The 23,697-nt window shown below is 42.8% G+C and carries 26 protein-coding genes and 1 pseudogene; 19 read left to right on the top strand and 8 right to left on the bottom strand.

Translation table 11 applies throughout. From position 1 onward, the window contains the following. Positions 1–192 precede the first annotated feature (192 nt). From AWJ19_RS35605 to AWJ19_RS05775, 5 genes and pseudogenes are all read left to right on the top strand, one after another. A complete protein-coding gene (locus AWJ19_RS35605; RefSeq protein WP_198536473.1) occupies positions 193–411 on the top strand; it encodes a hypothetical protein in 219 nt (72 codons plus the stop codon). Between the two features lie 4 nt (positions 412–415). Next, positions 416–2,434 carry a DUF3656 domain-containing protein gene (locus AWJ19_RS05765; protein ID WP_198536474.1) on the top strand — a complete coding sequence of 673 codons (2,019 nt, stop codon included), beginning with the start codon at positions 416–418 and terminating at the stop codon, positions 2,432–2,434. A gap of 208 nt (positions 2,435–2,642) precedes the next feature. Next, the gene (locus tag AWJ19_RS05770) at positions 2,643–3,350 is read left to right on the top strand and encodes an aspartate/glutamate racemase family protein (protein ID WP_068722104.1); all 708 of its coding nucleotides are present in this window, start codon (positions 2,643–2,645) and stop codon (positions 3,348–3,350) included. Then, a complete protein-coding gene (locus AWJ19_RS37195; RefSeq protein ID WP_277815783.1) occupies positions 3,347–3,475 on the top strand; it encodes a hypothetical protein in 129 nt (42 codons plus the stop codon). Before AWJ19_RS05770 ends, AWJ19_RS37195 begins: the two co-directional genes overlap by 4 nt. 15 nt (positions 3,476–3,490) lie before the next feature. Beyond that, positions 3,491–4,034 (top strand): annotated as a pseudogene (locus AWJ19_RS05775) (LysR family transcriptional regulator). Between the two features lie 43 nt (positions 4,035–4,077). On the opposite strand, the gene AWJ19_RS05780 reads toward AWJ19_RS05775, so the two are convergent. Beyond that, entirely contained in the window at positions 4,078–4,974 is an 897-nt protein-coding gene (locus AWJ19_RS05780) for a PhzF family phenazine biosynthesis protein (protein ID WP_068722105.1), read from the bottom strand. A gap of 221 nt (positions 4,975–5,195) precedes the next feature. Between AWJ19_RS05780 and AWJ19_RS05785 the strand changes: the two genes are divergently transcribed. Then, on the top strand, positions 5,196–5,720 hold the full coding sequence (locus AWJ19_RS05785) for a hypothetical protein (RefSeq protein WP_068722106.1): 525 nt from the start codon (positions 5,196–5,198) through the stop codon (positions 5,718–5,720). Positions 5,721–5,827: 107 nt separating this feature from the next. Here the strand turns inward: AWJ19_RS05785 and pyk are convergent, their stop codons facing one another. After that, positions 5,828–7,258 carry a pyruvate kinase gene (gene pyk / locus AWJ19_RS05790; RefSeq protein WP_068722107.1) on the bottom strand — a complete coding sequence of 477 codons (1,431 nt, stop codon included), beginning with the start codon at positions 7,256–7,258 and terminating at the stop codon, positions 5,828–5,830. Between the two features lie 265 nt (positions 7,259–7,523). Here pyk and AWJ19_RS05795 point away from each other — a divergent pair, with 265 nt between their 5' ends. Genes AWJ19_RS05795 through AWJ19_RS05810 form a run of 4 tightly spaced genes read left to right on the top strand, consistent with a single transcriptional unit; the run spans position 7,524 to position 9,856 of the window. After that, the gene (locus AWJ19_RS05795) at positions 7,524–7,970 is read left to right on the top strand and encodes a hypothetical protein (RefSeq protein WP_068722108.1); all 447 of its coding nucleotides are present in this window, start codon (positions 7,524–7,526) and stop codon (positions 7,968–7,970) included. Position 7,971: 1 nt separating this feature from the next. Beyond that, entirely contained in the window at positions 7,972–8,199 is a 228-nt protein-coding gene (locus AWJ19_RS05800; RefSeq protein WP_068722109.1) for a helix-turn-helix transcriptional regulator, read from the top strand. A gap of 4 nt (positions 8,200–8,203) precedes the next feature. Further along, positions 8,204–8,902 (top strand): DUF4386 domain-containing protein, encoded by a 699-nt coding sequence (locus AWJ19_RS05805; RefSeq protein WP_068722110.1) that lies wholly within the window; start codon positions 8,204–8,206, stop codon positions 8,900–8,902. A 33-nt stretch (positions 8,903–8,935) separates the two neighbouring features. After that, positions 8,936–9,856, top strand: a complete 921-nt coding sequence (locus tag AWJ19_RS05810) for an NAD(P)-dependent alcohol dehydrogenase (RefSeq protein ID WP_068722111.1) — start codon at positions 8,936–8,938, stop codon at positions 9,854–9,856. Positions 9,857–10,164: 308 nt separating this feature from the next. Here AWJ19_RS05810 and AWJ19_RS05815 read toward each other — a convergent pair whose 3' ends face one another. From AWJ19_RS05815 to AWJ19_RS05825, 3 genes are all read right to left on the bottom strand, one after another. Continuing rightward, complete coding sequence (locus AWJ19_RS05815; RefSeq protein ID WP_068722112.1) at positions 10,165–11,094, bottom strand: alpha/beta hydrolase; 930 nt, start codon at positions 11,092–11,094, stop codon at positions 10,165–10,167. Continuing rightward, complete coding sequence (locus AWJ19_RS05820; RefSeq protein ID WP_068722113.1) at positions 11,078–11,752, bottom strand: TetR/AcrR family transcriptional regulator; 675 nt, start codon at positions 11,750–11,752, stop codon at positions 11,078–11,080. Before AWJ19_RS05820 ends, AWJ19_RS05815 begins: the two co-directional genes overlap by 17 nt. Positions 11,753–11,900: 148 nt before the next feature. Continuing rightward, positions 11,901–13,031: a DUF1796 family putative cysteine peptidase gene (locus AWJ19_RS05825; protein WP_068722114.1), complete on the bottom strand. Its 1,131-nt coding sequence runs from the start codon at positions 13,029–13,031 to the stop codon at positions 11,901–11,903. A gap of 310 nt (positions 13,032–13,341) precedes the next feature. Here AWJ19_RS05825 and AWJ19_RS05830 point away from each other — a divergent pair, with 310 nt between their 5' ends. Together AWJ19_RS05830 and AWJ19_RS05835 are read left to right on the top strand one after the other, a co-directional pair. Next, positions 13,342–14,016 (top strand): hypothetical protein, encoded by a 675-nt coding sequence (locus tag AWJ19_RS05830; protein ID WP_068722115.1) that lies wholly within the window; start codon positions 13,342–13,344, stop codon positions 14,014–14,016. Positions 14,017–14,032: 16 nt separating this feature from the next. Beyond that, complete coding sequence (locus AWJ19_RS05835) at positions 14,033–14,830, top strand: alpha/beta hydrolase (RefSeq protein WP_068722116.1); 798 nt, start codon at positions 14,033–14,035, stop codon at positions 14,828–14,830. A gap of 67 nt (positions 14,831–14,897) precedes the next feature. On the opposite strand, the gene AWJ19_RS05840 is transcribed toward AWJ19_RS05835, so the two are convergent. Next, positions 14,898–16,604, bottom strand: coding sequence for an AarF/UbiB family protein (locus AWJ19_RS05840; RefSeq protein WP_068722117.1), 1,707 nt, complete (start codon positions 16,602–16,604; stop codon positions 14,898–14,900). 183 nt (positions 16,605–16,787) lie between these two features. On the opposite strand from AWJ19_RS05840, the gene AWJ19_RS05845 reads away from it, so the two are divergent. The 3 genes from AWJ19_RS05845 (at position 16,788) to AWJ19_RS05855 (ending at position 19,338) form a co-directional block, all read left to right on the top strand. Next, positions 16,788–17,354, top strand: a complete 567-nt coding sequence (locus AWJ19_RS05845; RefSeq protein ID WP_068722118.1) for a TetR/AcrR family transcriptional regulator — start codon at positions 16,788–16,790, stop codon at positions 17,352–17,354. Between the two features lie 125 nt (positions 17,355–17,479). Continuing rightward, on the top strand, positions 17,480–18,601 hold the full coding sequence (locus AWJ19_RS05850) for an FtsX-like permease family protein (RefSeq protein WP_068722119.1): 1,122 nt from the start codon (positions 17,480–17,482) through the stop codon (positions 18,599–18,601). Beyond that, the gene (locus AWJ19_RS05855; protein ID WP_068722120.1) at positions 18,601–19,338 is read left to right on the top strand and encodes an ABC transporter ATP-binding protein; all 738 of its coding nucleotides are present in this window, start codon (positions 18,601–18,603) and stop codon (positions 19,336–19,338) included. Before AWJ19_RS05850 ends, AWJ19_RS05855 begins: the two co-directional genes overlap by 1 nt. 146 nt (positions 19,339–19,484) lie before the next feature. Here AWJ19_RS05855 and AWJ19_RS05860 read toward each other — a convergent pair whose 3' ends face one another. Beyond that, positions 19,485–19,955 (bottom strand): pyridoxamine 5'-phosphate oxidase family protein, encoded by a 471-nt coding sequence (locus AWJ19_RS05860; protein WP_068722121.1) that lies wholly within the window; start codon positions 19,953–19,955, stop codon positions 19,485–19,487. A gap of 138 nt (positions 19,956–20,093) precedes the next feature. Between AWJ19_RS05860 and AWJ19_RS05865 the strand changes: the two genes are divergently transcribed. The 4 genes from AWJ19_RS05865 (at position 20,094) to AWJ19_RS05880 (ending at position 22,618) form a co-directional block, all read left to right on the top strand. Continuing rightward, entirely contained in the window at positions 20,094–21,026 is a 933-nt protein-coding gene (locus tag AWJ19_RS05865) for a YafY family protein (protein WP_068722122.1), read from the top strand. A gap of 78 nt (positions 21,027–21,104) precedes the next feature. Beyond that, positions 21,105–21,905 carry an SDR family oxidoreductase gene (locus AWJ19_RS05870; RefSeq protein WP_068722123.1) on the top strand — a complete coding sequence of 267 codons (801 nt, stop codon included), beginning with the start codon at positions 21,105–21,107 and terminating at the stop codon, positions 21,903–21,905. A 24-nt stretch (positions 21,906–21,929) separates the two neighbouring features. Then, entirely contained in the window at positions 21,930–22,295 is a 366-nt protein-coding gene (locus AWJ19_RS05875; protein ID WP_068722124.1) for a nuclear transport factor 2 family protein, read from the top strand. A 35-nt stretch (positions 22,296–22,330) separates the two neighbouring features. Next, a complete protein-coding gene (locus tag AWJ19_RS05880) occupies positions 22,331–22,618 on the top strand; it encodes a Dabb family protein (protein WP_068722125.1) in 288 nt (95 codons plus the stop codon). Positions 22,619–22,847: 229 nt separating this feature from the next. On the opposite strand, the gene AWJ19_RS05885 is transcribed toward AWJ19_RS05880, so the two are convergent. Further along, on the bottom strand, positions 22,848–23,594 hold the full coding sequence (locus AWJ19_RS05885) for an alpha/beta hydrolase (RefSeq protein ID WP_068722126.1): 747 nt from the start codon (positions 23,592–23,594) through the stop codon (positions 22,848–22,850). Positions 23,595–23,697: the final 103 nt, after the last annotated feature.

The following is a 23,697-nucleotide window of genomic DNA, read 5'->3' on the forward strand; positions in this document are numbered from 1 at the left end:
TCGTGTGAAACCAAGATCACATAAAGAAGGCTGTCGAGACTTTCTCGACAGCCTGAGCACAAACCATTGGTTTGTGCTTTTTGCCGTAGCTTAAGTGAAAATCTTATTTTATGATCAATGGTGCTGAGTTTGACTTGTCGAAAGACCAGGGCTATATAGGCGTAACAAAAAATATCCCATACGGAGGAAGAAATGACTGAATTATTAGCTCCAGCAGGAAATATGGAAGCTTTAAAAGCTGCAATATCTAACGGTTGTGATGCAATATACTTAGGAATGCAAAAATTTGGTGCACGCGCATACTCTACTAATTTTGATTTTGAATCGTTAAAAGAGGCTGTTACCTATGCGCACCTGAGGGACGTTAAAATCTATGTTGCAATGAATACCATCGTTTTCGAAAGAAGTTGAAGAGATGAAAGAGCAGATAAATGAGTTAAATGAACTCGGTGTTGATGGTATTATCGTCCAGGACCTGACTGCTTTCGATTATATCGTTAACAACTTTCTTGATATGGAAGCACATTGTTCCACTCAAATGGGAATAGACGATTTAGACGGAACTTTATTGTTTAAAGAGCTTGGTGCTAAAAGAGTTGTTCTGTCCCGTGAGGTTAAGATTGAAAAAGTAAAAGAGATCAAAAGAACCGCTGACATACCTTTAGAAATTTTCGTTCACGGTGCTTTATGTGTATCTTATTCGGGAAACTGTCTAATGTCAGGATTACTCGGCAACCGGTGCGCAAACCGCGGAAGATGTGTGGGTTCATGCCGTAAAGAGTATGAACTAATGGATAAGACAACAGATACATCTTTAGGGAAAAGCTATATTCTATCTACTAAGGACTTAAACACAATCGATTACATCCATGATTTAAAAGAAATCGATTCTTTGAAAATAGAAGGCAGAATGAAAGCACCTACGTATGTTGCTAATGTTGTATCCAAATATCGCAGGGCCTTAGATCATAAAATAACCGAAGAAGATAAAGAAAACCTGAAAAAAACATTCAATAGGACATTTACTAAAGGATATTTGTTTAACGAAGACAGGAGAAATATTACGAACATCTCAAAACCTAATAACTTTGGTTATGAAATTGGAACAATCAGCAAGGTGGATAAAGATCGGTATGAAATAACACTTACACGTCCTTTAAATCAAAACGATACCATCCGAATAAGTCATAACAATGAAGATATTAATTTAACGGTTGCAAAACTGTACGATAAAGCTGGTGAATTGATCAACAAAGCAGATGATGTTTGCTATATCAAAGTCACAGAAAAGATGTCTACGGGAGATATAGTATATAAAACGAAGGATTATTACTACCACAAAGAATTAGAAGCATCACTGGAAAAAGAATTTAAGCGGTTTAACCTGGATATTAGAGTATATGCAAGTCCGGGTTCAAAGCTTTTCATAGATGCGGAGGGCTTAGGCTTTCATTATTTTTATGAGAGTGAGGAAATACTAGGCGAAGCCATTAATAACCCAACAACAAAAGATCAGGTAATCAAGCAATTCTCAAGATTAAATGATACAATATTCGAACTTAATGATGTCGATTTTGAGGAATGCAATGCATTTATTCCAGCTAAACTGTTAAATGCAGCAAGAAGAGATATTGTACAGGGCTTATATGACTTAAAGCTTAACAGCCAGCAGAAAAGAACCAAGGCTTTGAAAGCAAAAGAAAAAATAAGCTTTGCCCCTGCACAACCATACCTTACGGCCTCTGTAACGAACAAGGAACAGTATGATGCTTGCGTGAGCTGTGGAATTAAGGAAATCTATTTTGAAAATGTGGTTAGAAGAAATCAGAATGAGTATAAGGAAAAAGAAGGGCAGCTGCTCATCGGAGGATATGGCGGAATATATCACTACAGAGAAACAAATCCGTTCGTTACGGACTATTCTCTAAATGTTATTAATGCTACCAGTTGCTATGAATTATATAAATTAGGTGCCAAACGAGTCACATTATCTTATGAATTGAATAAGAGCCAAATTGAAGATTTAATGAATGCCTATGTTGAAGAAAATGACGGCTATCCTGCACTGGAAATGATCGTATATGGCAGGGCTCCGTTGATGTTTACAAAATATTGTCCGATGAAAAAAATGAATCAATGCAGAATTTGCAAAACGAAGAGCTATGAGTTAAAAGATGAGCACGGAACGTTCCCTATCCTTTCCCATGATGATTGTACAACGACTATTCTTAACGGGAAGACGCTTAATCTTTTAGATGAGCTGCCAAACATCAAAGGAATCGAGGCGCTCAGATTAAACTTCACAGTTGAATCTAAAGAGCAGGTTGTGAAAGTGATTAATATGGCCTCAGGCAAATTAAATGGCTCAATGAATAATGCTGTCTTTAATCAGGAAACAGACACAAGAGGACATTTTAATAAAGAGATAGTATAGGTATCCAAAAGGAAGACCTCGTTCAAGTCGCTGAATGCCTTGCATCCCCAAAAGAAAGGGCCATCCTCTAAAGGATGGCCCTAAAAATTTGCCGTTACAGCTAGTACGGTGAACCGTGTCATAGATAGGGGCAAGTTTTTATCTGCGTTTTGCAGCATATCAGTTATACTTGTTAAAAAATAGATAAATAAGGAGTGTTAAGGAGACCATGAAGACAATAGGCCTTATAGGTGGTATGAGTTGGGAATCATCCATGCTCTATTACCAAATCATCAATGAGACGGTAAAAGTAAGAAAGGGGGGACACCACTCAGCAAAGAGTTTGCTATATTCCGTAGATTTTCAAGAAATCAAGGATCTCCAACATCAAGGGAATTGGGCAGAAGCCACAAAAGTCATGATTGAATCTGCACAAACACTTGAAGCGGGCGGAGCCGATGTCATAGTCATATGCACAAATACGATGCACAAGATGGCACCCGAAGTGATGGAATCGGTCTCGGTTCCTTTACTTCATATCGCAGATGCGACTGCCAAGAAAATAGTTAATGATAATCTAAAAAAGGTGGCTTTGTTAGGGACAGCCTTTACTATGGAGCAAGAATTTTACAAGGGACGGCTTATTGATCGGTTTGGACTTGAGGTTGTTGTTCCGGAAGAAGCAGATAGAAGGGTTATTCACGATATTATTTATGATGAGCTGTGTCTTGGAATAATAAATGAGGATTCAAAGAAAAAGTATATGGACATCATTGACCGCCTTATCTGTAGTGGAGCAGAGGCTGTTATTCTCGGATGTACGGAAATCACTATGCTCATCTCTCAAGAAGATTGTAATATCCCGGTATATGATACAACAAGACTTCATGCCGAGGCTGCCGTTGATTTTGCGTTAGGAGACGAGGAGCAGGGATGATGCTTCAACACAAAATGCGTTCGAAGGTAAGTGTAGTCCGTGTCCTGTGGACGGTGAAACCGAACTTCCTGGATGGAGAGAAGGCTCGGACTGTTTCTTTCGTGATTGATGAAATCATTTTTTAAGAATGGGGTGAGGTATTGGCTATTTTTCAGTACAAAGTTTTTTTAACGGTTGTTGAGAGTGGTAGCTTTACAAAAGCTGGCGAAAAACTAGGGTTGTCTCAATCAGGCGTTAGTCATAACATTTCAACACTTGAAACAGAATTGGGAATCGTATTGCTCCGGCGTAATCGGAATGGAATATCTTTAACAGATGCAGGAGAGCGAGTTATACCTCACATTCGGCAGATCATTCATCATGCAAAATTGCTGGAGCAGGAAGCGGCACTTATTCAAGGAATTGAAGTCGGAACCATTAAAATTGGGACCTTTCCCAGTTTTTCATCAAAATTCCTTCCCGGTCTCATTCATATTTTTATAAAAAGATTTCCGGGTATCCAGGGAAGGGCTGGGGATAACAATTATTCCAAAAATGGTCTTACCGCATAACATACCTAACACGAAATTGATTCCGCTAGATACGAATTTGTATCGTGAAATAGGTATTGCCATAAAATCCATTAAGCAATCAGCCCCTTCCATAAAGAAGTTTATAGGCATCGTTAAAGAATATTTTAATTAGGATCAGCTTGAATAAGATGCCCTCTAATTCAAGCTGATATTTTTTATATAGTTAAGATACCGCGAATAGTGATGATTGCTGCTCCTGCTACTTTGATAACTGGCTCTAAATTATTCGGAACAACAGTTACAGAAAGCATTCCCGGTCTTCCTATCGCATCTCCTTGAGCAATTTTAAGATGTGTTGTCTCAGTTTGAGGAATAACACCTTCTAAATAGAGGAGACCAGCTAATGCGCCGTTTGCTGCCCCTGTTACGGGATCCTCAGGTATGCCAATCCCCGGTGCGAAGTCTCTGGTATATAAATCGCATTCTTTCGCGGTGTTAAAAGTATAAAGATGTGTTGTGCTGATATTATGTTCTTTATTATGCTTTCCTAAAGCCGCTAAATCTGGTATAGCATTGTCAATGTCCTCTTGATTTTTCATAGGGACAAGTAAATGCCAGTTTCCAGTATTGGCCAGTTTGATTGGATGGGTTAGGTCTATGCTTTCTGTTTTGACGCCGATCAACTGGCTAAGCTCTTCAGGGTCGATTGTAAAATCTTGCGTTTTTGGAGTGACTTGTATCATTTCCACATCAATTATGTTTCCATTCTCTTTATGCCATACAACCGGTATTTTACCTATATTTGTTTCTAACACAATCCCTCCTTTTTTCTCTGCCAGACCAAACTCAGTTGCCAAAAGCCAGGTTAACCCGACAGTTGCATGGCCACAGAAGTTGATTTCTTCAGTAGGAGTAAAGTATTTTACTTTATAATCGATTTCCTTGTTATTTGAAGGTAGTAAAAATGCAGATTCTGGTAAATTTAATTCTTTTGCGATGCTCTGCATCTCATCTTCCGTTAATTTTTCCGCATCTAACACGACACCTGCTGTATTACCGCCAAACTTTTCTGTTGTAAAAGCATCGACATGATAAACTCTTATTTCTCTCATCTTTTTAACTCCTTTCAAGCATTTATTGATACCACTATACTATGGCTTGTTGATGCATTAGTAAAATGAATCTTTTGTATGTGATAAATCGAAAATACTAATGCAAAATATCATTATGAAGAAACATTACTGAAGTGCCCTGCGTTTAAAATGGTGTAAGGCGTGCTGCAGAAGACTAAAAGAAAGCGGCAGTGACATCATTAGAGAGAAGGTAGTGCAGAATGGTGAAAATTTCAAATTGGCCGGGTATGCTCTTGCTGATTGCAGCTTTGATGATTACGGGTTGTTCCAGCAAAACAGATTCCGAACCGGTGAACGCCCCTACAGAATCCAAGGAAATCAAGCCGTTAAACAAAGCAGAAGCCATCACGCTAATCTCAGAAGCGATCGAGATGAGCAATAGGCTGTTCGCGAAGAAGCCGATGCTAACTACAGAAGAAATTTATGAGCATTATGACCCGCTGTTCACCCGCGATTATGTGGATCAGATTGAGCTAAATGGTGGCAACCTCAAAGAAACAGACGGAACGTGGGCGTATGCTTACGAGGGTGGTGAGCTGCTTGAGGGGACGTTCATCAACAGTCTTATCGAAGACAGTGTGAGCATCGAAAACGAAAAAGACGGTAAGAAGATCACTGTAACGAATGAGGTCGGTGATGGCCTGTATGCCCCGCATAAAGAAATCATCACTTTGGTTTACACGGACGCTGGCTGGAAAATTGATGATCTGGTTTGGGAAAAGTGACATAACGCTGCCAGTATTAATTACCTGATCTTCATGAGTAGAATGTGTTTACAAAAACATCCGTAGCAGGAGCCTATCGCACGCACCTGCTACGGATGTTTTATTTCTTAGAGCAATTCGCCTACCTGGTGAACCCGCAGCAGGTTGGTGGTTCCGGTGCGGCCTACAGGAACGCCAGCGGTGATAACCACCAGGTCGCCATCCTGAACGTAACCGGCCGACTTGGCTAATTCAACTGCGGTTGCTACGGCTGCATCAGTGCCGGAAGCGGACTCGCTGCGGAGCAGCGGGGTTACACCCCAGGTCAAGGACAGGGCGTACAGCACGCTCTCTTTGGTGGATACGGCGATGACTGGTGCATTCGGTTTGTGCTTGGCGATCATCCGGGCGGTAAAGCCGCTTTCAGTCAGGGCGAGAATGGCCTTGGCGGAGAGCTCGTGCGCGGTGTGGGCAACGGCTTCGCCGATGGCGCCGGTTATGTCAGTGGCAGTCTCGTCACCCTTGGAGCTGCTGCGGCTGTAGCGACCCAGGACGGATTCGGCACGGGCGGCGATGCGGGCCAGGGTCTCGACAGACTCCAGCGGGTACTTGCCTGCGGCGGATTCTCCGGACAGCATGACTGAATCGGTGCCGTCAAAGATGGCGTTGGCGACGTCACCCGCTTCCGCACGGGTCGGACGCGGGTTCATCTGCATGGACTCGAGCATGTGTGTGGCGGTGATGACCGGTTTACCGGCCAGGTTGCACTTCTTGATCATGTCTTTCTGAACCAGCGGAACGTCCTCCACCGGCAGGTCTACGCCCAGATCGCCGCGGGCAACCATCAGGCCGTCGGCTACGTTCAGGATGGCGTCCAGGTTCTCCACGCCCTCGTCATTTTCGATCTTGGCGATGACCTGGATATGGCCGGCATTGTGCTCGCTGAGGATATGTTTGATCTCGAGAATGTCTTCGGCTTTGCGGACGAAGGATTGGGCGATGATGTCGATGTTCTGCTCAATGCCGAACTTGATATGCCGGATGTCCTTCTCGGTTACGCCGGGAAGGCTGGTTTTGACGCCGGGAACGTTGACACCCTTGCGCTGCTTCAGCTTGCCTCCATTCTTGATGAGGCAGGTGATCTCGGTGCCTTCGGTCTGTACGACCTCCAGACGGACCAGACCATCGTCGATCAGAATGATGCTGCCGGGCTTCACATCCTGGGGCAGCTGCTTGTAGGTTACTTGGATGCGGTCCTTGGTGCCGAGCACTTCCTCGGTGGTGAGAACCACGATTTCACCCGGTACCAGCTCCGCATAGTCTGAGGCCATTTTGCCGATGCGGATTTCCGGACCTTTAATGTCGAGCAGGACGGCAACGTATTGGTCCAGCTCCTTGGCTGCTTCCCGTATACGGCGGATGCGCTCCGCGTGCTCGTCCAGCTCTCCGTGAGCGAAGTTCAGGCGGGCGACATTCATACCGGCTTGGATCATTCTGCGGAGCATTTCGGGGCTTTCGCTAGAGGGACCAATGGTACAGACAATTTTAGTTTTGCGCATGGCTTTTTTCTCTCCTTCATAATTAACGTTGAACTCTTATGGCGGCCGAACAGGAGGGAGTTATAGGAGTAAAGGAGTCATCTGAAATCCCCTTTTAAAACTTGCCGTTAAAGGATGTACTGAAAACCTTACCATTAAAATTACCCTAGTTGAGAACTATCTATTCAAATATTAACGCCTTTTTTGTATAATAAAGTTGACTTTATGTATAGTTTACTATACATTATGTTTAGTGGATTTAACTTTGTTAAAGGCGGTGTCATACATGACCTATCAAGAAAAGAAAAGCATCGTATCGCTAATCAGCACCATACTCATTTTTACAGTGTATTGCTTGTACAAATACCAGGAGTACCCCAATGAAGTGCTGGATTCCAAAGTAACCTTTCATTACTGGGGATCTTTTGTTCTTGTATTGACCTTGGTTTCCATTGCAGCACATATCGTGATCAGCATTATTTTTAACATCATCTTCCGTATGACTACAGGAGAAAAGGAACCCGCATTCGCGGATGAACTGGATAAGCGGATTGATCTGGTAGCCTTCCGGAATTCATTTGCTGTATTTGTCACCGGTTTTCTTCTGGCTATGGGCTCACTGGTTGTAGACCAGCCCTTGAAGGTGATGTTCATTGTCCTTATTGCTTCTGGCTTTCTTTCAGACGTAACCGGTTCTTTATCGAGACTATATCACTACCGGAGAGGAGTCTAAAATGGGTAAAGTTCTTGTTGGCAATTACATCCGAAAATTGCGGTTCAATCACAATGAAATGACACAACAGCAGCTGGCCGACAAGGTGGGGGTAACCAGACAAACGATTGTAGCTCTTGAAAAAGGAAACTACTCCCCGTCACTGGAGTTGGCCTTTCGTATTGCTCACGCCTTTAACTTGCCGCTTGAAGAAGTATTCTTTTACGGAGAAAACTCAGAGGAGAGATGAGGGAATGGAGTTTTCACCGAAGACAGCATCAAGAATAGCAGGTGTTTTGTTTATTATTGCTGCCATTACAGCTATAGCAGGTGTTATTTTATATGAACCGATTCTGAACGATTCAGACTACCTGCTACAAGGTGCTGCACATGCCAACCAGGTGATCCTGGGAGCGGCTATGGAGTTGATTCTTGTCGTTTCAGTGGCTGGTACTGCAACCGTAATGTTCCCATTCTTGAAGAGATATAATAGAACGATTGCGATATGGCACGTTTGCTTCCGGTTAATGGAGGCCTTTGTTATTACGGTCGGAATCATCAGGGTACTGTCTTTGTTAACCTTAAGCCAGGCCTATGTAGCAGAGGGGGCCCCGGATATCACTTCATATCAGGTTTCGGGTACATTGCTAAAAGCAGTGCATGATTGGACATTTTTGCTTGGACCTAATTTCTTTCTGGGAATGAATACGATGATGTATAGCTATATCTTTTATAAGTCAAAGCTTGTACCCAGGTTCATCCCAGTATTGGGTTTGACAGGTTCAGCATTGATCCTTCTTGCTGCCTTGACAGAAATGTTCGGGGTCATCGATCAAGTCTCCGCATTGGGAGGAATCTTGGCGCTTCCGATATTCGCTAATGAAATGATCCTTGCGGTGTGGCTCATTATGAAAGGGTTTAATGGATCTGCAGTCCATTCAGGCAATCATTAGAATGTACAATAGTACAATCAAGGAGGGGAAAGCATGAGAGCAATTGTTTATGCCAAATACGGTCCGCCCGATGTTCTTCACCTGAAGGAGCTGGAGAAGCCTATACCCAAGGATAATGAAATCTTGATCAGGATCTATGCTACAACGGTAACAGCAGGGGACTGGCGCATGCGAAAGGCTGACCCGTTCCTTTCAAGACTGTACAATGGTCTCCTGAAACCCAAAAAGGTAACCATATTGGGGTTTGAACTAGCCGGGGAAGTCGAAGCCGCAGGCAAAGCTGTAAAACGGTTTAAGATCGGCGATCAGGTATTTGCGGCTTGTGGCTTTGGCTTCGGTGCATATGCCGAGTACAAATGTTTGCCTGAAGATGGAATGGTGGTCATCAAACCGGCCAATGTGAGCTATGAGCAGGCTTCCGCTGTTCCCGTAGGGGGAACAACCGCGTTGAATTTTCTAAGGAAGGGGAATATCGCGGGCGGAATGAAGGTCCTTATTTATGGAGCCTCTGGGAGTGTGGGTACGTATGCAGTGCAGCTTGCCAAATATTACGGGGCAGATGTAACAGGGGTATGCAGTACCGGCAACCTTGGGATGGTAAGAGCTATAGGAGCTGATCGAGTCATAGATTATACGAAACAGGATTTCATGGCCCTTGAAGAACGCTATGATTTAATCTTTGATGCCGTCGGAAAACCGATATCGAAAATTAAAAAATCGACACTTAAAAAAGCACTGCGTGCGAATGGGAAATATGTGAGTGTGCATATGTCGCAAAAACCTTGCGTTGAAGACCTAATCTTCCTCCAAGGCCTTCTTGAAGCCGGTAAAATCAAACCGGTCATCGATATATGCTATTCGTTGGAACAAATTCCCGATGCCCATCGGTATGTTGAACAGAAACATAAGAAGGGGAATGTCGTTGTAACTGTACGTAGTGATGAGGCTGGCTGAGTTCCTTAACAACGGGTGGTTCTTTAAGTTTAGAGTAATTTGGGATAATGAGCAGGGCCATCACGAGGGACTACCGCAGATTTAAGCCCGTGCGGATCAAGTAATAGGAGCAGGGGCCGCCGTTTCGGATACTTTCCCGTATAATGAAGGCCGGATATTTGACGAGGAGGAAGACGAGCGCAAGGCCAGCATTGTAGATACGATGATCAGCAAAGCGCTGCTTCCGCATTGATAGGATTTTGAGGTTAGCCGGGTTTCCGGTTAACCTCATTTTTATCTAGAGCAGCTGAAGCGTAGGGACGAAAATATCATTCCAAAAAAGCTGCAGTAAGCTCAGCTAATTGCTTAGAATGAGCATGGTGTAAATAGTGTTCTCCCTCTATGATTTTAACAGCGGATTTATCACTGTCTTTAACCATGTCTTGATGAATCTTCAACCAGTTATCATTAGCATCCATACTTTCAGTAGCCAAAAAATATAATACGGGCATATTCTTGGGATACTGGAGCTCAGCCGTTTTTTTGAAATTTTCGGACATTGCCTTGCCTTCATTAATGGTTGCTTTTGAACCTATATTTTTCAGTGATAAATATTTATACTGCTTACCCAGCTCTGCGCCCACATCCGGAATGTTCAACATGTCGGGGTTCATCTTTGAGAATAACCGGAACAGTCCCGATTTACTTAGCAGTTCGATAGCCTCCGCATTATTATCAGTACCATCTCCTTGAGAAGGTAGACTGCTGTCAATTCCTATAAAAGCTTCAACTTCATCGGGGTATTTGTGAATATACTCAAGAGAGTATACTCCTGAAATGGAATGTCCCATAATGGTGTACTTGGTAATTCCCTGCTTGACCAGAACCTCATGGATTTCCTCTGTTATATTCTCAACCGATCTTTCCTTGTCTGTATCCTCACTTAAACCATATCCGAAAGGCTCGATCGCAATCACGCGATAGTTTTTATCCAACTCATCAATCAGTTGTTTGAAATCGATGATAGGTGCAGTTGTCATATAGCCAGGTAAAAGGACAATTGTCTTGCTTCCGTTCCCGAAGAGCTGAACATTCATTTTTTTTCCGTCCACAACAACGGTTTCACCGTAAGGAACGATCTTTTTAGCTTCACGGCCCAGTTGAATTTTATTGTTGATATAAACGCCTGCAAAAAACAATGCAATAAGGATCAGTAAGGAAAGTAAAATTATTCCGAGAATTTTAAAGGTTTTTCTCATCAGATGCTCCTTCTTGTTGCTTGTTATTTCCTGTGATTTTTTGGACGATTGTTGAACAGACTTCATCGCTTAGAACATCGATTCCGCTCACCTTTAATACGTATTGGGCGGTTTTTAATTTTTCGAAAAACGATTCCGCTGTGTTTGGAAATAAGGTCTGAATAAACCAGGTACTTGTTAATAAAATAACGACCTCTGCCATTTGTGCCGATTGTGGTACAGTGATTGAACCGTCCGCATTGCCGGCATTAATATACCTTTCTAAGATTGGAACAAAAACTTCGCACATTTGAGCGTTATAAATCGAAGTAAAGATTGGATCCTTCAGTAAAGACAATGAAATGACTGTCGATTTTGTAATATCCTCATTAAACATCGATTCTAATAAAATGGTTTGAATTTTTCCTAAGCCGCTTAGGTCATTCCGTTTATCAATAGAATCTAATAACTCCTGTTCCGGTATAAACCTTTTTGCGATTCCGACAATAATGTGATATTTGGATTCAAAGTGGTGGTAAACAGCCCCCCTGGTGAGCCCATCCAATCCGGCAACAATATCACTGATAGAGGTTTGCTCATACCCTTTTTCAATAAATAAAACAGAAGCCGTATCGAGTATTAAGTTTCTGACTTCCTTTGCCGTATACTTTTTTTTCAAGTGAACCTCCTTAAAACATTCAATCGGTATGTTTTTTAACGAGTATAAGACAGAAGGCCCTAAATATCAATTCTTTTTTTATTTAAGCCTGAAAATAGAAAGAGGACCGATCAAATATCGGTCCTTTATCATTTGAAAGCGGTGATCACTACACCTGCGTTGTCAAAAATGGCGTTGAAGCTATTGAAAAGATGTTAGAATCTAGAACTGTTTCAAGCGCTGCTATAGAAGATATTTCTACATCACATAATGATGTTAGGTCATTACATATTTCTGTATATGCATATGTAGGGATGACAATTATAGTTGTGCCAGGTTCTGGTGTATAATCTGCTAATTTAACAATAGGTATGTTACGGTATTCTTTTTCACATGGATTCTTGTCTATAAAACATTTTATGTTCGTGAAATCTTTTGCTTTGTCATAGAAGACCTTTCCTATATCACCAGCTCCATATACTGCAATGGAAGAAGGTAGTGGTAAATGACTGAAATTAGCGCGATGTAACCTCATAAGTCGTTGCCATCTATTCTCATATATGTTTATTTGATGGTAGGCGTTATCTACATCTTTAATAGCTTGTAATTGTAATAAATGAGCAGATTTTGCGCTTTGGCTTTGGACTATTTTAAGTTCGGATTGTAAATAATAGATAAGATTATCTTTATACATTATCTCTGGATAATTATTTTTCAGTTGTAATATAAAATCATCATCTGGAACCGTGTCAAAAAGTCCAATAAACGCTTCGCGGTAATTTCCCTGATATAGGTTGATGTTTAAAATATAATTTTTTTCATGGAAATTCTGTGGTATAGACATATATTTAGGAATAAGATAAATTACAGTATTGTTAATGTTATTTTTGGTTATAATTCTATGTATTTTATTATGGTTGCAAGCAATGTATTCTAGCTCTTGTTGATGTTTAACAACTCGTATAAAACAAACTCCTTTTTTAGTTTCTTCTAAGAATCGATGGATTCGTCGACTATACTTTTCCTTTATGGCAGGGAAGTCTTCAGCAAATGAGTTCTGAATATCATGGTTATAAAGTATGCCATATTTGGAGTCTTTAAATTCCTTTGGTTTTTCATCAAATGTTTCAATATTTTCAATAGACAGAAAATCTTTAAAATCACTTTCAATTAAATGGAGTACGCCTTCGTATTCAGAAGTACACCAATCAAAGGGTCCGGAAAAACTTCTAAATCCATTTTTGGATAAAGATGCTGCTGTAGCACAATACCAACCTAATGATACTATTGAGTTGTACAAAATAGTTGCTCTCCTTTTTACATAATGTTCCTATTGATATTATTAATCGACTTTCGCAGAGTCAAAAACGAGTTGACCCCAGGCTTGGGTTAAGGTAAAGTGTGTTAAATATTCCAAGTATCTGTTATACGCTAAAAATCCTTGTACCTCAAGGACTTAGATTATTGCAAATTGAAAAAAACATTTACACTTTACTTGTCACTGTTATGTAGCTAAATAGGGAGAGGTTTTTCAATTAGATAGCAATTATACATTTATTCGTTAAAAATCCCGATAATACTATTAACTTGTGAAAGGAGAAAAATTATAGATGAAAAGGCCATTTAAGCCCGGCATTGCTTTGGTTGTAGAGGGGCTACACCTTGGAGCAATGGAAATACCTGATTTCATCAAAACTCATTTTGATGTAAGAATTGGTAATTATACGAATTGCGGAGACTTTTTACACTATGTATTTGACAGTGAAATAATGATTACGGAACTTGGCGCGTCGTATCAACCTAAACCCTATCAAATTCATTTGCAAATTATAAATCCCACAGAACTGGAACAGGACCTTATATGGCGATTTATTTACGATTCATGGTACGGAATTAATGAGACAGAAAACACAAAATCGGATGAATATCGAGACTTAAAAAAGGGGATCTCGGTGTTAATTGATAATGGACATGTTACCAAAGCTAAGAAAATCATTGAATTACTAACAGATGTGATTGAGAATGATGAAGAGTGGATGAGTTATTTGGCTATGACTCGATATTTAGAGAATGATATTGAATCAGCCATCAGCGCACTTCGTCAGGGATATATTCTTAATCCGAATAGCGAAGATATACTGTATAATCTGGGGTTTATGTATAAAGTGAATGGTGAAATTCGTACGTCTATTTATTATTTTGAGCGTTTATTACAGATAACAACTAATGAAGTGTTCATTGCTGAAGCAAAAGAAATATTAGAAGAATGCTACTATTATATATAATAGAGGGTTGAATAATATGGTTGGAGAATTTTATATAAACAGACACAATGAACATTTAATTGAAAAATATCTAACCAATTCAAACAAAAATATTATCATCGATTTAACCAGAGATAGTGATACGTTACTTATTTTGTTCGGTAGTAGAGGTGACCTAGAAGATGGTATAGTTACGCCTCCGCGATTTGAATTTTTTCACTCGACATTTTCCATGGGCGTAAATAGGATTATTATTAGGGACGTAAAAAAAGCGTGGTACCATAAGGGGCTTTCAAATATCTCCGATGTAGAGAACTTTGATCAAATGGTTACTTATTTAGAAGATATAATCCCAGCTGATAGATTCAATAAAATTATAGTTTTTGGGCTTTCAATGGGGGGATATGCCGCATTGCTGTTTGGACTATTAACTAAATTAAACGTGGTTGTTCACACTATCGGCCCCCAGACCTTTTTGGAGACGGAGAAAAAAGACTATACTGATGAGATTAGCTGGGTCATCCCATTTTTAAAGGAAATTCCTAAGGATGTTCCTCGGAAATATTTAGATTTAAGGAACATTTTCCTGGAAAAAGCTGAAAGACTCCGATGTGTAAATAATGACTTTCATATCTATTATGGCATTCCTGATAGAGCATACGCAGAACGATTAAGTGGGTTTGAGAAGGTGTACTTGCACGAATACAACATTAACCTACATAATTTGGTTACTTACTATCGGCAGAGAGGCGAACTGACAGAAGTATTAACCCAAATGTTTTTTACTACTAATGACCTAAGCAATAATCGGGAAGATACCGCAAGTTATAAATAGTTTTCAAGTGAATCACCCCAAAAAAAGGACCGATCAAATATCGGTCCTGTCTGTTATATAATTCATCCTATTTGAACTTCGGCCTTTCCAATCTGCTGCGTTCACGCATAGCATCCATCTGCCGGACATGTCTTACATCACGGCGGTTTCCTCTTATTATCAGCTGGCTCAGCATAATGAGCAGCCCCAAGGTGCCAAGCACATAAGAAATGATAGGGTTCACTTCATTCCACATGTTGGAAGCAGTCAGAAGAAATACCGCTCCAATGATCGTTGCAATAATCCGCCTTGTATTTTTATTTTGCGTCTCGATCAATTTTTTCTCAAAGGAACTCGATAGCTTCACCCGTAAATTTCCGCTATCTATTCTGTCTACTGCAGAAATGAACTTCTTAGTCGTCGGTAGGATTCCTTTGAGAAGACTCGTGCCTTCATCTACAACGGTGGAAAAGACACTTCCACGCAGATCCTTAAGTACAACCTTTTGGATGTAAGGTCTAGCGGTCCCGATCAGATCAAGCTCAGGGTCCAGTCCCAGACAGAGTCCATACACTGTGATCATTGCTTTTCCCAGAAAGGTTGTATTTGCCGGTAACTGAAAGGGCTGAGAATAGAGAAAATCACGCAGCTCCTCAACATTGTCACCGGATGTCACAAAACCCAGGTCAAACGTATCGCCGTTGATTTGTTCAAATAATAACGTAAGATTCCTTGAGAACACCTCTAAATCGGTATTCCGTCTTAAAAATCTCAAACGGTTGAGGGCATCAATTGCGCCGTTAGCATCTTTTAAATATACGGCCATTAGGAGGGCTACCATCTGTGTCTTCATATCCTTTGCAATCCGTCCAACCATTCCAAAATCGATTAAGGCTATGGTACCGTCAGGCTGCACAAGCACATTGCCCGGGTGGGGGTCCGCGTGAAAGAACCCGTTTACGAGAATCTGTTCTACGAAAATCTCCAGCAAAGCCTTCGCTAATTTCGTCCGGTCCACACCCCAGGCGTCAAGCTGGGCGAAATGGTTGATTTTAACACCTTCCAAAAAATCCATGGTTAGCACCTTTGAAGTGGTATAGGACCAGTGAATGCCTGGAACAACGATATCCTTCCGGTGGGTAAACTGCTGCTGAAATTCTTCTGCGTTTCGCCCCTCTTTTTGATAATCCAGCTCGTCCATAACGGTATCGTAAAATTCCCCATACACCGCATCAAGGTCCATAAAGGCTGCAATCCGGGGCAGGCGTTTTAATAAGCGGACAGCAATTTGTATGGATTTTGAATCAATTTCAATAATATGCTCGATCCCGGGACGCATAACCTTCACTGCGACTTGTTCACCTGTTCGTAATACCGCCCGATGTACCTGGCCCAAGGAAGCCGCTGCGATAGGATCTGTATTAAACTCAGCAAAAATATCGTTGATGAACGCGCCGAGTTCACTCTCTACCTTATGTTTTATCTCAGAGAAATCTACTGGATCTACCGAATCCTGCAGCTTTGACAATTCGTCAAGAATTTCCTTCGGCAAAAAATCCACCTGCGCACTAATATGCTGCCCAAGCTTGATAATTAATCCGCCCATGTCCATTGCGGTCTTTGTAAAATAGGATGCCTGCTTTCGGTATAGGGCTTTTGTTTTCGCTTCTAATCGCCGTCTCGGTATAAAATACTTTTGTTTGCTAAGCCACCAGAAAGCCCAAACGAATCTAAAAAGCATTCGCATGGTTCTTCTGAACCGGAGATCCTTCATCAAGCCCAAAAATTCGCTCATTCTTTTTTATCTGCCTCTCATTTGTGATAGACAATCTGCACATAAGTATGATATTTCATACAGTTATTATTTTCAATGGCGTCTTGGTATTGGGAAATGCTTATAAACAATGCTAAACTGATAATAAATAAAATCAGAGATAGAAATGTACTCTATTTAACATCTTAAGAAGGAAGAGATTCGATGGGAAGAAAACAGTCTTTTACGGAGTCAGAACTGCTTGATATGACCAAAAAACTAGTGCTTGAGCATGGATATGACGGGTTCCATCTCAAATTGCTGTCAGAGCATCTGTCAGGCGCCCGAAGCACTATTTATCAATATTATTCTAATAAAGAAGAGATTGTGGCTGCTTGTATGAAGCGGGTAATGGTAACGGTATTAGAAAAAGCATTAGCCATTGATGAGACTGATCCTATGGACGCCCTCGAACAGCTGCTTCTCGTTTATGTGGAAGAGTCTGCGCTGCATCAGCTTTTAGGAAATGCCGGTAAAATTAATGTTGCTAACTCTTCTGCAGCAGCGAGAGATCTAGAATTTATTGAGGAAGCACATATGACGCTCAAAGTTCAATTATCACGCTTATTTGAACGCGCACAACAGAATAAAGGACTGCGGCAGGATATTCCACTTCCTGTACTTATTGGTGTGTTTTTTAACTTAATCGATACGCCTAATATGATGAATATCCCTACTCCTGACTGGGGAAAGCTGTTGTTTCAAATGTGGATCGGAGGAGCCAAGAGCTAACCTCAGTCTTGGGTTTAATTTGACACAAGTGTCATTTATGCGGTTTAATAAATATGACGAGCCCAATGGTGGCATTAAATTGACACTAGTGTCATAAAAACAAGATTAAGGAGCTGGTAAAGAGAATGTTTTTAGCTGTGAAAGAACTGATGCATAGTAAAATGAGGTTTTTAATGATCATCATTATTTTTGTACTGCTGGCCTGGCTGGTATTTATACTATCCGGTTTAGGGAATGGGTTATCTACGCTAGCTGCGTCAACATTCAAGACTATGAAGGCTGATTATGTCATTTTCGAAGAAGGGGCGCAGTCGTCAATGAGCAAGTCACTGCTTTCGGATCAATTAATACCAGAAGTGGAGCTGCTGCCTAATGTGATTGCTGCCGCACCTATGGGAAGTACGATGGCGACGGCGTTAAAGGGGCAAAGCGCCAAAAACGAAGATAAGCTGGATATCGCGATCATCGGAATTAACCCGGGAAGCTTCCTGGAGCCTGCTGTTGTGGAAGGGAAAGGCTTGTCTGCTGAGAACCCCACTGGTGTCATTGTGAATTCGACCATGAAGGAAGAGGGCTATGCCATCGGTGATACTTTTCAGTTAGACGGTACGACGCAAGCATTAACCATCATAGGATTTGTCGAGAATCAGACCTATAACCATGTGGCATCCGTATTTACCCCTATGGCTGAATGGCGGAAGATTGCCTTCGCGGCTCCGGGTTCAGATAAAGGGGTAACAGGGCCTGTTAATGCCATTATGCTGCAAGGCAAGGACATTGATCCAGACGTAATGGACAGTAAGCTAACAGGTACGGACACGGTTACCCGGTCGGGAGCTGTTCAAGGAATGCCAGGGTACAAAGAAGAGAACGGCACTATTTTGATGATGCTGGCCTTTCTGCTTGCCATCGCCGCCTTTGTGCTTGGGGTGTTCTTTTATGTCATAACGATGCAGAAGACAAGCCAGTTTGGCATTATGAAAGCTATTGGTGCCAGCAACAGATTTTTGAGCAAAGCCATTGTATCGCAAGTGTTTGTGCTTTCGCTGATTAGTATTGTCGTTGGAATCTTGCTTACTTATGGAACGGCTGCCATCATGCCTAAGGGAATGCCATTTAAACTTGAAACGAATCTGGTTGTAACTTATTCCATCATTTTGCTGGTTATCTCCATTTTAAGTTCAATGGTGTCGGTCCGTAAGATCACAAAGATTGATCCGCTCAAGGCGCTCGGGAGGGTTGAATAATGACTAAGGGATTACAAATGAAGGAGCTCACAAAGTATTATAACGAAGGAAGTAATCGGATTGCCGCACTCGATCATGTGTCCATATCAGTGGAGCCGGGAGAGTTTGTTGCTGTAGTTGGACCGTCCGGTTCCGGGAAAAGTACATTTTTGTCCATTGCCGGAGCGCTGCTTAAAGCTTCAGAAGGAGAAGTTAAGCTGAATGGAAATAACATTTCTGCGCTTACAGCCCAGGAGCTGGCGAATACAAGACTAAAAGAAATCGGATTTATTATGCAGTCATCGAATTTGGTTCCCTATTTGAATGTGCTTGATCAACTGCTAATTATAAAAAGGATGTCGGGAAAGGTTAAAAGAGAGGATAAAGAATTTGCCACTAAGCTGCTGGAGAAGCTGGGGCTGGGCTCGAAACTAAAGAGCTTTCCGGAAGAACTGTCCGGTGGTGAGAAGCAGCGGACAGCGATTGCCCGTGCCCTGATTAATGATCCCAACATCATCCTGGCAGATGAGCCGACAGCAAGCCTGGATACCAAACGTGCACATGAAGTGGTCAGTCTGATCGCGCAAGAGGTGAATTCAGGCCAGAAAGCGGCGATTATGGTTACCCATGATGAGCGTATGCTTGAATACTGCGACAAGGTATACCGGATGGAAGATGGGAAATTGTCGTTGCAGCAGGCTGCAATGAAGTCCAATCTCAAAGAGCCTGCCGGGACGAAGCGAAGTCTGCTGCAGTAGTTGATGCTCTATAAGAACACTTGCAAAAGTAGAAGAAAGGCATCCGTGTGCGGGTGCCTTTTTGATTGGAGATACAGAGGTTAGGAAGAACCCCGCCGTAAGATGTCAACTTCATATTAATCCGTAAGTCGAGCCACATGCACCACTTAATTCGCCGTCTTATTTACAAAATCAATCTCATTCCGAATCCCTTTATGGGCGTCATTCCACAGGCCCTTCGTAAGGCGGACGCGCAGCAGACAGGTGTTAGGATCCTCGTCGTTATTGGCTTCGTTATACCACTCGGCGAACACGGTGCGCAGCTTTGCCATCATTTCCGTGTTTTTCTCGTCACATACCCAGCCCAGATTTTCACCGATACCATCGGCCGTAAAGTTTTCGACAATGATACAAACGGAAACCTCAGGGTTTTGGGCGATCTGCTGCATCTTGTTTGAGGTTGCGTAAGTGACGGTGTAAAACGCGCCGTCCTCATAATAGGCATCTACAATGCGGGAGGCGGGACGGCTTTTGCCATTGGGCCCCGGTTCCAGTGCGATAGTAGACAGAGTGATCAGGCCGTCCTTGTTACCTGCTTGTTTATCCAGCAGCTTCATGGCTTCGTCATACTTGCTCATTATATTACCTCCTGGAGTGTTGTTAGGCATATATTGATAGCTTATCATTGTAAAATCCTGGTGCATGTGAAAAATAATATAACTTGACATAATCCTGTCAAGTTTTTTTATTTATACTAACAACCAAGAGGTGAGCGAATGCAAGTTAGCAGACTGCTACAAATGACTTATATTTTACTGGAGAAGGGCACGGTTACCGCACCGGAGCTAGCTGAGCGGTTCGAGGTGTCGGTCAGAACGGTCTATCGCGACGTTGAAGCCTTGAGCCAGGCAGGAATTCCAGTCTATACAAGCCAAGGAAAAGGCGGAGGCATTTCCCTTACGGACAGGTTTGTCCTGAACAAATCTTTGCTTACGGATAAGGAGCAGGATGAAATTCTATTTGCCCTGCAGAGCTTGTCGGCAGCCCGTTTGCCTGATTCCGACGATGTCTTGTTGAAGCTCAGCAGCTTGTTTAGGAAAAACAGCACCAGCTGGATTGAAGCCGATTTCTCTCAATGGGGCAGCGGGCATAAGCAAAAAGAGCTGTTTCCCATGCTGAAACAGGCCATTTTGGAGCATAAAATGATTTCGTTTACCTACTTGAGTGCGGCCGGTGAACACAAAAGCCGGAGAGCGGCACCCATGAAGCTGCTGTTCAAGGATCGAGCCTGGTACGTTGAAACCTTCTGTTTTGAAAAAGATGCTCCAAGAACCTTTAAGATTACCAGGATGTCGAATGTACAGCTTTTAGACTTAGAGGACACCGGGCTCTATGAGCTTCAGCAGGGGGGGATGGCATCTGCCGAAACTTCCCGTATAGATATTAAGGTCAATGAAACGGCAAGAATTCAACTGGTACTCAAAATAGAACCGGCGGCTGCCTACCGCATCGTGGACGAGTTTAAGGAAGAGGATATTGCGAAACAGGAAGACGGGTCTTTCCTGGTCAATTCAGATATGCCCTCCGGAGAATGGCTTGTTCAATATCTTCTATCCTACGGTGATTTACTGGAGGTTATGGAGCCGGCGTCTGTCAGGCTGGAGATGAAGGCTCGCACCGCCAAAATGGCCAAAAAATATTCAGTATAACTGGACACGCAGCTGTCAGGTTCTGTTGATTACACTGGTCTTGTATTCAAAACATACCAAGGAGGCTTCAACAGAACGATGAATAACAGTTCGGACATACTCAATATGAGCAATGAATTTGCAGGTAAAAGAGCGCTTGTGACCGGCGGCACCCGGGGAATCGGCCTGGCGATCGTAAAACGCCTGCATGCAGCAGGAGCTGAGGTTGTAGCTACGGCAAGATCTATACCTGACACCTTACCGGAGGGAGTAGGGTTCATTCAGGCTGATGTGAGCCTTCCGGAAGGCGTGGCTCATATTGTTCAGGAGACAATCCGAAAAGTCGGCGGCCTGGATATTTTAATTAACAATGTAGGCGGTTCCTCGACAAGTACAGCAGGAGCTTTGACACAAACAGATGAAGATTGGCAAATGACATTCAATGAGAACCTGTTCTCTTCCGTCCGGCTCGATCGCGGGTTTTTACCCTACATGGCCGAACAGCAAAGCGGGGTGATTATCCATGTCTCCTCTATTCAAAGCAGACTTCCCGGCAATATGACGATGCCTTATTCGGCTGCCAAAGCAGCCCTTGTTAACTACAGCAAAAACCTGGCGACCCAGTTCGGCCCAAAGGGCATAAGAATCAACGCATTGGCACCGGGATTTACCGAAACGGAAGCGGCGGAACGCTTAATTGCGAGAATGGCTGAACAAGCCGGGACAGACTATACAGCTGCCCGCCAGCAGCTAATGGACGAGCTTGGGGGCATTCCTCTCGGAAGACCGGCCAAGCCTGAAGAGGTTGCCGAGCTTGCGGCCTTCCTAGCCTCAGACAGAGCCTCTTACATTACAGGCTGTGAGTATGTCATAGACGGAGGAACCATCCGTACCGTGTAATTAGTGTATAAAGGAGTTGATTTTATGGAGACTAGTCTGCTTCCGCAAGTGATACATGATTTTATAGCTGCTGCTAATAAACCCGATCCAAAGGCATATGCCGACTGCTTTTTAGAAGATGCAATGGTTTTCGATGAAGGGAAAGAGTGGGCAGGCAAAGCTGCTATTTCAAAATGGAGTGCCGAGCATCACTTTGCTGCTAACATAACGCTGGAACCCATACAGGATAAACAGCATGAGGAAGAAACCATAATCGTTTTTAAGGTTGACGGGGATTTCGACAAAACAGGCCTCCCGGACCCGCTCTATTTGGAATTTTATTTTCAGATACGTAAGCATAGGATTAAGCAGCTCGCGATACGGCTGTCTAAAGGTTTGGAACAAGTATAAACGCTGACCAGATAATACACGAGGTGAAGCTGACAATGTTAGTTAATCATGTGCTGTTAAAGCTGAAGGACCGGAGCCCGGAGCATATTGAGCACATTCGGACCGTTCTGCTGGGTATGAGAGGAAAAATAGAGGTGCTTCTCGATATTCAGGCTGATGCTAATGTCCGCCCCGGCCCTTCAGCATATGACTTGATCCTGATCACCAGGTTTGCTTCTTTAGCAGACATGGAGGAATACCTTATACACCCGGCACATCTGGATGTCGCCCGGCTGATTGGTCAGGCTCTGGAGATGCAGGCTTCTGTCTGCTGTGCAATCTGATAGGGGTAACTGTCTAATTGCAAAATATGAACAGCACCATGTTCTTCGTAATTGAAGAGTATGGTGCTATTTTTATATATTATACAAGTGGTGCGAAGCGAAATAATAGATAACGAAAGCAGAGAATACCGTTTTTTTCATATTGGCGATATCCCTGCTGAGATTAGCCCTCCCGTAATGTCCGTTGTAAATGAGCTGAAGAGGAGGGCCTGTTAAATGCCCTCGCTCATCACGCATGAATACAGTCCCGAATCGCTTGGATAACGAGATCCGGCTCTGTCAGTTGCGGGAAGTGTCCGCTGGAGGCAGCTCGGATGTGCTTTCCCTGTTTGCTAAGCTTCACGAGGTCCAGCTGATTGTTCATTCGGATTTCATAAGCTTGAGCGGACATGAACGGAGGTTTTTTTATGCCCGAAACCACCGTGAACGGTTTATCAGGGAAGGGGCCGGCCTCTTCGATTTGTGTCGCGGTTTGTGCTACATAATTAGTCTCACTCCATTGACGGGAGCGAGTGAGACGGTCAAATAGGGTGAAAAAACGGTTAAGTGCCCGAATCGGGAGAGGCAGGGTATCGTTAATTTCCAGATCCCGGGGGTGACTGGCTTCCAGCAGGACGATGCCGGATACCTGATCCGGGAACATGCGGGTAAACAGGTTGGCATACAAGCCTCCAAGGGAATGACCGACCAGAAGATAGGGGGGAGACAGCCCGATATCATCAAGCAGCTGTTTTAACGAATTGACGATAGCTATCCCATGCTGGGGACTTACCGGTTTGCTGCTGCCCCCGATCCCCAAACGGTTATAGGCCAGGACGGTATTTTCCTTGGCAAGCTCATGGAACACTTTATACCAGCCCTCTATAGGACCGCTTCCCCCATTAATCAGGATGATTGCTGGCGTACCCTTAATAGAAAGCGAATATTCAAAGATTCCATTAACAGTTGTGATTTTCTTTTTTTCAATCGATTGCATGCTCTACCTCCTTGGCACTACTTCTATTCCTTTAGTACGCATCCTCCTATAATCGGTGTCATCCCATTCAGTTTAAATTTGCCGTTCAGACATGGGCAACCGT

Source organism: Paenibacillus sp. DMB5, assembly GCF_001517085.1.
Taxonomy (GTDB): Bacteria; Bacillota; Bacilli; order Paenibacillales; family Paenibacillaceae; genus Paenibacillus_AQ.

Coding starts and splice junctions, on each gene's coding strand:
- AWJ19_RS35605 (WP_198536473.1), top strand. CDS start 193: ATGACTGAATTATTAGCTCCAGCAGGAAATATGGAAGCTTTAAAAGCT.
- AWJ19_RS05765 (WP_198536474.1), top strand. CDS start 416: ATGAAAGAGCAGATAAATGAGTTAAATGAACTCGGTGTTGATGGTATT.
- AWJ19_RS05770 (WP_068722104.1), top strand. CDS start 2,643: ATGAAGACAATAGGCCTTATAGGTGGTATGAGTTGGGAATCATCCATG.
- AWJ19_RS37195 (WP_277815783.1), top strand. CDS start 3,347: ATGATGCTTCAACACAAAATGCGTTCGAAGGTAAGTGTAGTCCGTGTC.
- AWJ19_RS05780 (WP_068722105.1), bottom strand. CDS start 4,974: ATGAGAGAAATAAGAGTTTATCATGTCGATGCTTTTACAACAGAAAAG.
- AWJ19_RS05785 (WP_068722106.1), top strand. CDS start 5,196: ATGGTGAAAATTTCAAATTGGCCGGGTATGCTCTTGCTGATTGCAGCT.
- pyk (WP_068722107.1), bottom strand. CDS start 7,258: ATGCGCAAAACTAAAATTGTCTGTACCATTGGTCCCTCTAGCGAAAGC.
- AWJ19_RS05795 (WP_068722108.1), top strand. CDS start 7,524: ATGACCTATCAAGAAAAGAAAAGCATCGTATCGCTAATCAGCACCATA.
- AWJ19_RS05800 (WP_068722109.1), top strand. CDS start 7,972: ATGGGTAAAGTTCTTGTTGGCAATTACATCCGAAAATTGCGGTTCAAT.
- AWJ19_RS05805 (WP_068722110.1), top strand. CDS start 8,204: ATGGAGTTTTCACCGAAGACAGCATCAAGAATAGCAGGTGTTTTGTTT.
- AWJ19_RS05810 (WP_068722111.1), top strand. CDS start 8,936: ATGAGAGCAATTGTTTATGCCAAATACGGTCCGCCCGATGTTCTTCAC.
- AWJ19_RS05815 (WP_068722112.1), bottom strand. CDS start 11,094: ATGAGAAAAACCTTTAAAATTCTCGGAATAATTTTACTTTCCTTACTG.
- AWJ19_RS05830 (WP_068722115.1), top strand. CDS start 13,342: ATGAAAAGGCCATTTAAGCCCGGCATTGCTTTGGTTGTAGAGGGGCTA.
- AWJ19_RS05835 (WP_068722116.1), top strand. CDS start 14,033: ATGGTTGGAGAATTTTATATAAACAGACACAATGAACATTTAATTGAA.
- AWJ19_RS05840 (WP_068722117.1), bottom strand. CDS start 16,604: ATGAGCGAATTTTTGGGCTTGATGAAGGATCTCCGGTTCAGAAGAACC.
- AWJ19_RS05845 (WP_068722118.1), top strand. CDS start 16,788: ATGGGAAGAAAACAGTCTTTTACGGAGTCAGAACTGCTTGATATGACC.
- AWJ19_RS05850 (WP_068722119.1), top strand. CDS start 17,480: ATGTTTTTAGCTGTGAAAGAACTGATGCATAGTAAAATGAGGTTTTTA.
- AWJ19_RS05855 (WP_068722120.1), top strand. CDS start 18,601: ATGACTAAGGGATTACAAATGAAGGAGCTCACAAAGTATTATAACGAA.
- AWJ19_RS05860 (WP_068722121.1), bottom strand. CDS start 19,955: ATGAGCAAGTATGACGAAGCCATGAAGCTGCTGGATAAACAAGCAGGT.
- AWJ19_RS05865 (WP_068722122.1), top strand. CDS start 20,094: ATGCAAGTTAGCAGACTGCTACAAATGACTTATATTTTACTGGAGAAG.
- AWJ19_RS05870 (WP_068722123.1), top strand. CDS start 21,105: ATGAATAACAGTTCGGACATACTCAATATGAGCAATGAATTTGCAGGT.
- AWJ19_RS05875 (WP_068722124.1), top strand. CDS start 21,930: ATGGAGACTAGTCTGCTTCCGCAAGTGATACATGATTTTATAGCTGCT.
- AWJ19_RS05880 (WP_068722125.1), top strand. CDS start 22,331: ATGTTAGTTAATCATGTGCTGTTAAAGCTGAAGGACCGGAGCCCGGAG.
- AWJ19_RS05885 (WP_068722126.1), bottom strand. CDS start 23,594: ATGCAATCGATTGAAAAAAAGAAAATCACAACTGTTAATGGAATCTTT.